This window comes from [Ruminococcus] torques ATCC 27756, assembly GCF_000153925.1.
Taxonomy (GTDB): domain Bacteria; phylum Bacillota; class Clostridia; order Lachnospirales; family Lachnospiraceae; genus Mediterraneibacter; species Mediterraneibacter torques.
Window position 1 is genome coordinate 3,131 of sequence record NZ_DS264350.1, and the last position, 2,906, is coordinate 6,036.

At 40.4% G+C, this 2,906-nt stretch carries 4 protein-coding genes and 1 other annotated feature (1 of these 5 cut by a window edge); of the genes, 2 read left to right on the forward strand and 2 right to left on the reverse strand.

The window, feature by feature from the left end:
• Nucleotides 1–239 (forward strand) — a sequence feature (23S ribosomal RNA rRNA prediction is too short) (it extends 1,370 nt beyond the left edge of the window).
• 459 nt (nucleotides 240–698) lie between these two features.
• Together spoVT and RUMTOR_RS06335 are read left to right on the forward strand one after the other, a co-directional pair.
• A complete protein-coding gene (gene spoVT / locus RUMTOR_RS06330) occupies nucleotides 699–1,241 on the forward strand; it encodes a stage V sporulation protein T (protein ID WP_004846353.1) in 543 nt (180 codons plus the stop codon).
• Between the two features lie 110 nt (nucleotides 1,242–1,351).
• Nucleotides 1,352–1,732, forward strand: a complete 381-nt coding sequence (locus tag RUMTOR_RS06335; protein ID WP_009243477.1) for a TIGR04086 family membrane protein — start codon at nucleotides 1,352–1,354, stop codon at nucleotides 1,730–1,732.
• A gap of 59 nt (nucleotides 1,733–1,791) precedes the next feature.
• On the opposite strand, the gene RUMTOR_RS13435 is transcribed toward RUMTOR_RS06335, so the two are convergent.
• Nucleotides 1,792–2,145 carry an integrase core domain-containing protein gene (locus tag RUMTOR_RS13435; protein WP_242647686.1) on the reverse strand — a complete coding sequence of 118 codons (354 nt, stop codon included), beginning with the start codon at nucleotides 2,143–2,145 and terminating at the stop codon, nucleotides 1,792–1,794.
• Nucleotides 2,146–2,203: 58 nt separating this feature from the next.
• The gene (locus RUMTOR_RS13440; RefSeq protein ID WP_004846355.1) at nucleotides 2,204–2,737 is read right to left on the reverse strand and encodes a helix-turn-helix domain-containing protein; all 534 of its coding nucleotides are present in this window, start codon (nucleotides 2,735–2,737) and stop codon (nucleotides 2,204–2,206) included.
• Between the last annotated feature and the right edge of the window lie 169 nt (nucleotides 2,738–2,906).

Below are 2,906 nucleotides of genomic sequence, written 5' to 3' on the forward strand. Positions count from 1 at the left end.
ACGAGAAGGACCGGGGTGGACTGCCGCGAGTTATCGTTTGTATACCAGTGCATAGCAGAGTAGCAAGCCCGGGAAGGGATAACGCTGAGGCATCTAAGCGTGAAGCCCCCCTCAAGATGAGATATCCCATAACGTCAAGTTAGTAAGACCCCTTGAAGACGACGAGGTAGATAGGGCAGAGGTGGAAGTGTGGCAACACATGGAGCTGACTGTTACTAATAGGTCGAGGGCATAACCAAAGCGGAGATAGGCACATGTCGTTGGTTAGCATCTGTGTTTTAGATGCTTATCAAAGACGGTACCCGTAAGGGTAGGATGAAAAAGATTCTTTGTATGTAGTTTTGAAGGTATATGTAAACGAGATATAAATAAGAAGAGAATATTTTCCAAACGGAATGAGAGAAGGCAGCGTCTGAAAAGGCGTTGTCTTTTTTTGCGGCAGAGGCAAGCTAAAGTCGGGCTTGTCAGAAATATTCTAATAATTATATGTGCCGGTTAAATATTTAAGGAAACACTGATTAATGATTTGATTTTCTTCAAGAATGGACATTGTATAATGATCAGTTCTGATTTTTTAAAAACAAGTGTCGTTTTTGTATTCCTGCCGGAGAAACGCATAAAAACCTTAGTTTTACAGATACTACCTTTATTGACAGAAATATGATAAAGATAGAAATTTGCAAAACGGAGGATTTTTTATGAAAGCAACAGGAATCGTAAGAAGAATTGATGATCTCGGCAGAGTTGTAATTCCGAAAGAAATCAGAAGAACGCTTCGTATACGCGAGGGAGATCCTTTGGAAATATTTACTGACAGAGAAGGCGAAATTATTTTGAAAAAGTATTCTCCGATCGGTGAATTTGGAATGCCTGTAAAATTGTATGCGGAAAGTTTATCTCAGACAATGGGGTGTACAGTGTGTATTACAGATACAGATCAGGTTATCGCTGTTTCGGGAGCAGGTAAAAAAGATTTAGAAGAAAGATTTGTAAGAAAAGAGTTTCTTCAGGTTTTGGGAAACAGAGAAGTTTTAACGGCGTGTCAAGGAGATGACAGATATGTAAAAGTGACGGAAGAAATGAATGAATATGAGGATGAAGTTATATCTCCTATTATCAGCGCGGGAGATATAATCGGGGCAGTCGTTTTATTAAACAAAGATAAGAAAAAACATTTTGGCGAAGTAGAACAAAGAGTTGCCGTCAGCGCAGCGGATTTTTTGGGAAGACAAATGGAATAACAGCAAGAACAGCTTGGTAAATATGAGGGAAATAAGTATTTTCACCAGTCATAAATCTTTCGGGACAAACATATGCTTTATTAGTGATGATACGAAACGGGAGGTTTGTGATGGAAGCAAAAGAATATGGAAATGTTGGGAAAAAGGCGATCTGGTTCGTGAAATCACTTTTGTGTGGTTATATTGTGACAGGATTCTTACTTTTGATACTGGCGCTGATGCTTTATAAGCTTGGTTTGAGTGAACAAAATGTCAATGCCGGAATTGTTTTAATTTATGTGATTTCAACATTTTCCGCGGGTTTTGTACTTGGGAAGTTGGCGGGAAAAAGAAAATTCTTATGGGGGCTGTTTGCCGGAATAACATATTTTGTCCTGCTTATGCTGATTACTTTGGGAGTATACCATGCGTTTCAAGGGAATGTGACAAATATTGCTGTGACATTTTTGCTGTGCGCCGGAGGGGGAATGCTCGGAGGAATGATTGCCTGAAAACAGTTCATATCTCAATCATTTCTCAATCTTGCAGAGCAGTTAAAAATGTAGGTTTGTCAAACATATGTTACACCCCGATCAATAAATTCCCTCAGAACAGTTTGTGGTGATTTCCACCCCAGAGGTCTCATGGGAAACTGGTTATAATCCCTACGGTTATAGGTTTGAAGCTGCTTGGAAAAATCCTCAAAGGAATAGAAAGTATGCGAGGTATAAAAACGTTCATTATCCTTGCGGTGGCTGCGTTCCACTTTTCCGTTATGACGTGGTGTAAAGGGTCGGATCAGTTTATGTTGGATGCCAAGTTCTTTTAAAGTCCGTTGGAATAAAGTCAATGTTTCTTTGCCGGAAGTGGAAAAGCGCTTTGTAAACTCCACGCCGTTGTCTGTCTGAACGCATTCGATTGGCATAGGAAAGCGTTGGATCAGATGCTTGAGGAACTGTGCGGATGAATAGGTGCTGTGTTCTTCAAAAAGCTTCCACATACCGCCAGCGGGAGTACTCATCAATGGCGGTATACTGATAGAATTTCTTTCCTTTCGCATTATTGACAAGACAACATGCAGGAACGAATTTCACATCGACCTGGATACGCTGTCCGGGATATTTCATCTGCTCATAAGGCTTCGGAATATATTTGGGATTCGGAAGTTTTTGAGCCAAGATTCCCTGTTTCTTCAGAAAACGATACAATCCTGGGATGGAACGTTTATAACCGCGCTGCATAAGTTTGACCCAAAAGACAACCAGACCAGAATGGGGATTGCGCCTACGCATATCTTGGATCAGCTTGATTTCTTCAGGTGTATGCTGATTGGGATGGTGATGGGGACGGCGTGAACGATCGCGGAGAGACTCTATTGTGCCGTCATAGCGGCGCTTCCAACGATAAATATACTGGCGGTTTGTCTTATATTTAATTGCTGTTTTTGAGACACCATATTTTTCGGCGAAACGGATCAGGGATAGACGATACCTCATATCTTGTGTTATACTTGCCATGCGGGAATACTTCCTTTCTTAAATGTTTAGGTTTGGTAGCTTAAAGCATAACACAGAAAAGGTATTTCCGCTTTTTAATTATTCAGTTGTAACACATGTATTGTAATCCTACATTCTCAATCTTGCAGAGGGTTGAGTGAATAAGTAAATTCCATATGTAAAAGTAAAT

What these genes read in the sequence shown, in the direction of transcription:
- RUMTOR_RS13435 (WP_242647686.1), bottom strand. Translation starts at nt 2,145, where the DNA reads ATGCCAATCGAATGCGTTCAGACAGACAACGGCGTGGAGTTTACAAAG.
- spoVT (WP_004846353.1), top strand. Translation starts at nt 699, where the DNA reads ATGAAAGCAACAGGAATCGTAAGAAGAATTGATGATCTCGGCAGAGTT.
- RUMTOR_RS06335 (WP_009243477.1), top strand. Translation starts at nt 1,352, where the DNA reads ATGGAAGCAAAAGAATATGGAAATGTTGGGAAAAAGGCGATCTGGTTC.
- RUMTOR_RS13440 (WP_004846355.1), bottom strand. Translation starts at nt 2,737, where the DNA reads ATGGCAAGTATAACACAAGATATGAGGTATCGTCTATCCCTGATCCGT.